This is a genomic window from Alcanivorax sp. (assembly GCF_014762765.1).
In the GTDB taxonomy this organism is placed as follows: domain Bacteria; phylum Pseudomonadota; class Gammaproteobacteria; order Pseudomonadales; family Alcanivoracaceae; genus Alcanivorax.
On the sequence record NZ_JABURH010000165.1, the window covers coordinates 4,122 to 8,731 of the forward strand.

General features: G+C 59.7%; 4 protein-coding genes and 1 tRNA gene. 1 reads left to right on the forward strand and 4 read right to left on the reverse strand.

What is annotated here, in order from left to right:
- The 4 genes from HUJ17_RS12145 to HUJ17_RS12160 all read right to left on the reverse strand — a co-directional run.
- A partial coding sequence (locus tag HUJ17_RS12145) for an AbgT family transporter (protein WP_290510938.1) occupies window positions 1-1,442 on the reverse strand: 1,442 nt, incomplete at its 3' end.
- Window positions 1,443-1,624: 182 nt separating this feature from the next.
- Window positions 1,625-1,712: transfer RNA gene (locus HUJ17_RS12150), tRNA-Ser, on the reverse strand.
- Window positions 1,713-1,839: 127 nt separating this feature from the next.
- The gene (locus tag HUJ17_RS12155) at window positions 1,840-2,283 is read right to left on the reverse strand and encodes a YiiD C-terminal domain-containing protein (protein ID WP_290510939.1); all 444 of its coding nucleotides are present in this window, start codon (window positions 2,281-2,283) and stop codon (window positions 1,840-1,842) included.
- The gene (locus HUJ17_RS12160; protein WP_290510940.1) at window positions 2,280-2,837 is read right to left on the reverse strand and encodes a nitroreductase; all 558 of its coding nucleotides are present in this window, start codon (window positions 2,835-2,837) and stop codon (window positions 2,280-2,282) included. The genes HUJ17_RS12155 and HUJ17_RS12160 overlap by 4 nt, the downstream gene beginning before the upstream one ends.
- A 146-nt stretch (window positions 2,838-2,983) precedes the next feature.
- Between HUJ17_RS12160 and HUJ17_RS12165 the strand changes: the two genes are divergently transcribed.
- Window positions 2,984-4,528 (forward strand): adenylate/guanylate cyclase domain-containing protein, encoded by a 1,545-nt coding sequence (locus HUJ17_RS12165; RefSeq protein ID WP_290510941.1) that lies wholly within the window; start codon window positions 2,984-2,986, stop codon window positions 4,526-4,528.
- Window positions 4,529-4,610: the final 82 nt, after the last annotated feature.

The window sequence follows — 4,610 nt, forward strand, 5'->3', positions numbered from 1 at the left end:
CCCAGCAAGACCGACCACCCCAACAACAACGTCAGGCTATACGGCAGCATCAGGGCGATCAGGGTGCCGATGCCGGTGTCTGGCTGATAGCGGCGAGCAAAGCCCAGTACCAGTACGAAATAGGGCATCAACGGTGTGATGATATTAGTGCTGGAGTCACCCACCCGGTAGGCCGCCTGGGTCGCTTCCGGGGAGATGCCCAGCAGCATCAGCATGGGTACGAAGATGGGCGCCAGGATAGACCACTTGGCCGAAGCGCTGCCGATCAATAAATTGATCAACGCGGCAAGCAATACGAAAAACAGCAACAGCACCACCTTGGGTAGCGTCAGACTGCCCAGCCAGGCAGCGCCCTCAATGGCGAGCAGCAGTCCCAGCTGACTGTAATTGAACCAGGCCACAAACTGGGCGGCGAAAAACATCAGCACCAGGTAGCCGGCCATGGAAGCCATGGTGGTTTCCATGGCACTGATGATGTCGCCGGCATTGCGAAACTGGCCGCTCATCCGTCCATACACCGCACCACATACCCCTGCGATGACCGCTACGATCACTACCAGCCCGTGAATGAACGGCGAGCCCAGGATGCCACCGGTGTCCTGGTGGCGCAGGGGCGCATCGGCGGGTAGCACCAGCAAGGCAATGCCCCCCAGCAGCAGCACCAGGGTGGCCAGTGTCCATTTCAGGGCGTGGGGGTGGCTGCTTGGCACTTCCGGGGCGAAGGCCTCACCACGTGGCTGGTTGGCCAGCCTGGGTTCGGTGATGCGCTGGGTGACCAGGGTGACCAGTGCGGTGACCAGAAAGGTGGAGACGATAATGAACCAGTAATTGCCGGTGGCATCCACGGTTCGGCTCGGGTCCACAATCCGGGCGGCTTCCGTGGACAGGCCGGCCAGGGTGGCGTCCACCGGCCCCACTAAAAGGTTGGCGCTGAAGCCGCCGGATACCGCCGCAAAGGCGGTGGCGATGCCGGCGATGGGGGAGCGACCGGCAAGCTGAAATACCAGCCCGGCCAACGGAATCAGCACCACATAGCCCGCATCCACGGTGAGGCTGGAGAGGACCCCGGCAAAGGCCACCGTGATCACCAGGGTGCGTCCGGACGCCCGTCGCACCAGACTGGCAAGGCTCACTGACAACAGCCCGGACTGCTCTGCCACGCCCAGCCCCAGCATGGCCACCAGCACGATGCCCAGCGGTGCAAAGCCGGTGAAGTTGCCCACCAACGAGGTGAACAGATAGCGAATGCCGTCGCCGTCGACCAGCGAGCGCACCGTTACTGTCTCGTCGCTGAGCGGATGCACGCTGGATAGCCCCATTGCTCCCAATACTGCGGTGAGCGGAAGCAGCAACAGGCAAAGCCAGACAAACAGCAAGGTCGGGTGGGGCAGTTTGTTGCCCAGCGTTTCCAGTCGGCCCAGCCAGCCGGGGGTGTTGGTCATGGTGTGGCCCCTTGTGGTAATCGGATTACTTTAGCGAGGAGCGGCTAGCGGGAACAAGGGTGATCGAGGGGGGAGTGTTTCGTAGGAGCTATGCTTCATGGCGAAGCGGGACGGAAGGCTTTTCGTTGTGGAGGAAAAGATCGCCCACAAAAAAGCCCCGCATTGCGGGGCTTTTTTAAATTTGGCGGTGGGGGAGGGATTCGAACCCTCGATACGTTTCCGTATACACACTTTCCAGGCGTGCTCCTTCGGCCACTCGGACACCCCACCTTGAACTGATTGTGCTCAAGAGCCATCTGGCCAACTCTTGAGGGCGCGTAGAGTACCGGAGGGTGGGGCTTGAGGCAAGCGCTTGGCGGTTGGTTGGTCAGGGTTTGAGCATTTGTTCAGCAGAGACTCAGGTTCGTGCCAGGTACAGGCCCTGATAAAGGCAGACTACCTTGCCGTCGGCGCCGCTGCCCTGGGCGTGCACCCGCAGGGTGGCCTTGCCGCGGCGGCTCAGGCGTTGGGCGAAGCGCTCCCGTTCTTCCTCATTGATGGAAACGGCAATCTGCAGATCGCCTTCCAGGGGCAATTTGTATTCCAGAGACGTTTCCACGGCCACCACGTCGGCCGGGTGGCCGCTCTGTTGAGCAAGCAGGGTGGTCAGGCCCCAGCCGGCCAGGGTGAGGAGGGCGGACTGGCTGCCGGCGAAGAAGGTGCCCTTGTCGTTGTGGTTGGGTCCCAGGGGGGCGGTGACGACCAGTCTGAGGCCGTCGAAATCGGTAAAGGTGAAGTCCAGATGCCGGGTCAGGGGGATGGCATCGCGGACCCGGTCTGCCAGCGCATTCAGATCCATCATGGCAGGGTACGGATGAAGTCGGCGGGGGACTCGTCCGGCAGATTTTTCAGATTGCCCACCGGGGTACCCAGATACAGATAGGCCACCACCTGATCCTTGGGGGCAAACCCCAGCATGCGTTTGGCCAGATCGGAGTTGGCCAGCGCCCCGGTGCGCCACATGGCGCCCAGATTCAGTTCATAGGCGGCTACCATCATGTTCTGCACAGCGGCTCCTACGGCCAGTACCTGTTCCCATACCGGAATCTTGTGGTTTTCGGTGACTTCCGCCACTGCCACGATAATGGTGGGGGCACGCAGGGCCTTGTTGCGGGCGATTTCCCGGCTGCGTATGTCGGCCTCCGGTTGCTCCTCCAGGAGTTGGGCCTCCATGATGTCGCCGAGCCGCTCCCGTTGTTCGCCTTCCAGTACGATAAAGCGCCAGGGACGCAGCAGGCCGTGGTCCGGTGCACGGATGGCAGCGCGCAGCAGCAGGTCGAGCTGCTCGTCGCTGGGGCCGGGCTGGTCCAGGCGTGGGCTGGAAACACGGGTGGTCAGGGCGGTGATGGTGTCCATTCATGGCTCCTTGTACTGGGGCGCCATGGTAGCCCGATTTGAAAATAACTCCCAGTCACAGAGATAACGCCACCTTTGATCCAGCCAGTCTTTTTTCTTAGATCCGAAAGGGATAAGCTTCTCGCAAATCACGTGAATCGGTTCACATGCCAAGTTCAATCAAAAAGAAAGCCCGCCGACCGCTGATCGGTCCTATGGAGCGGGCACGGCGTCAGGCCAATTACATCCGCTTACTGGCTTTTCTGGTGGCTGCCATGATTCTCATGGCCGGTCTGAAGCTGGAATTGTACCCACAGCTTTATATGCTCGGCGTAGCCGGTCTGTTGGCCTATCCGCTGATTGCCCAGGGCATGCTGTACCTTACGGAAAAACAGGACCGTCCGCTGAAGCCGGTACACCAATTGCTGATGCAGATCGATGCGATGATCATCGGTCTGGTCTGCGCCCTGTTGCATTTCGCTCTGGTGCCATCGCTGGTGCTGCTGATCATCGTCCACGCCAATGCGGTGAGCAGCGGAGGCCTGAAACCCTGGTTGTTGAACCTGTTGATGACTGCCATCGGCGCGTTGGTGATGGGCTGGATTCTTGGGTTTCCCGCCTTGCCGGCGGAGCAGTCACCGGTGTTGCTCACGGTCATTTCCCTGCTGGGTCTTGGTATCTATGTTGGGGCATCTTCCGCCTTTGCACATCTGCAGGCCCGCTACCTGAAGCAGGCTCAGGACGCAGTGCGTCGCCAGCAGAAGCAGGCAGTGGACATGTCCCGAAAATTGGCCAAGTATCTGCCGCCGCAGGTGTGGGGCTCGCTCTTTTCCGGCAAGCGTGACGCCAAACTTGAAACTCGCCGCAAGCGACTGACCGTGTTCTTCTCCGACATCAAGGGTTTCAGTGCCATTTCCGAGGAGCTGCCGCTGGAAACCCTGACCAGCATGCTCAACACCTATCTCAGCGAGATGACCCGCATTGCCCTGCGCCATGGCGGCACCATCGACAAGTTTATCGGTGATGCGGTGATGGTATTTTTCGGTGACCCGAAAAGTGCCGGCGCCCAGGAAGATGCCTTCCGTTGTGTCATGATGGCCATCGAAATGCAGGAGCAGATGAAATTGCTGCGCCAGCGCTGGAAACGTGAAGGTATCGACCACAAGCTGGAGATCCGCATCGGCATCAACACCGGCTATGTGACGGTGGGTAACTTCGGCACCGATTCCCGCATGGATTACACCATCCTCGGCACCGACGTGAACCTGGCCAGCCGCCTGGAATCCGCCTGCCGCCCTGGTGGCGTGTTGATCTCTGAAGCGACCCAGGATCTGGTGAAAGACCGTATTCAGTGTCGCAACATCGGTGACATTCAAGTCAAGGGCTTCAATCGGCCGATTCCGGTGTTTGAAGCCATGGGCGCGAAGAAGGATGCCGGTGCCCGCAACCGCTACGTGTCTGCCGAGACGCAAGGTTTTGGCATCCATCTGGATGTGCAGCGCATTCGCAATTTCGACAAGAACTCCATCCTCAAGACTCTGGCCCGATCCGCCACGGATCTGAAACAGGAAAAGACCGTGGACGTTGACTTCGAAGCGGAAGGTTTCAGTCTGCACGTTAAAAGCGCCGAACTGAAAAAACGCGAACGGGAAAAGATCATCAACATGATGGGCCGCGCCGCGAAAAAAGTGCAGACCGAAGTGCGGGTTTGAAGGGATAGCTACGAGCTACGCTCGATTAGATAAGGAAAGGTTGGAAAGTTCTCGCCCCGGCATAGCTCCTACATAAAGAGCT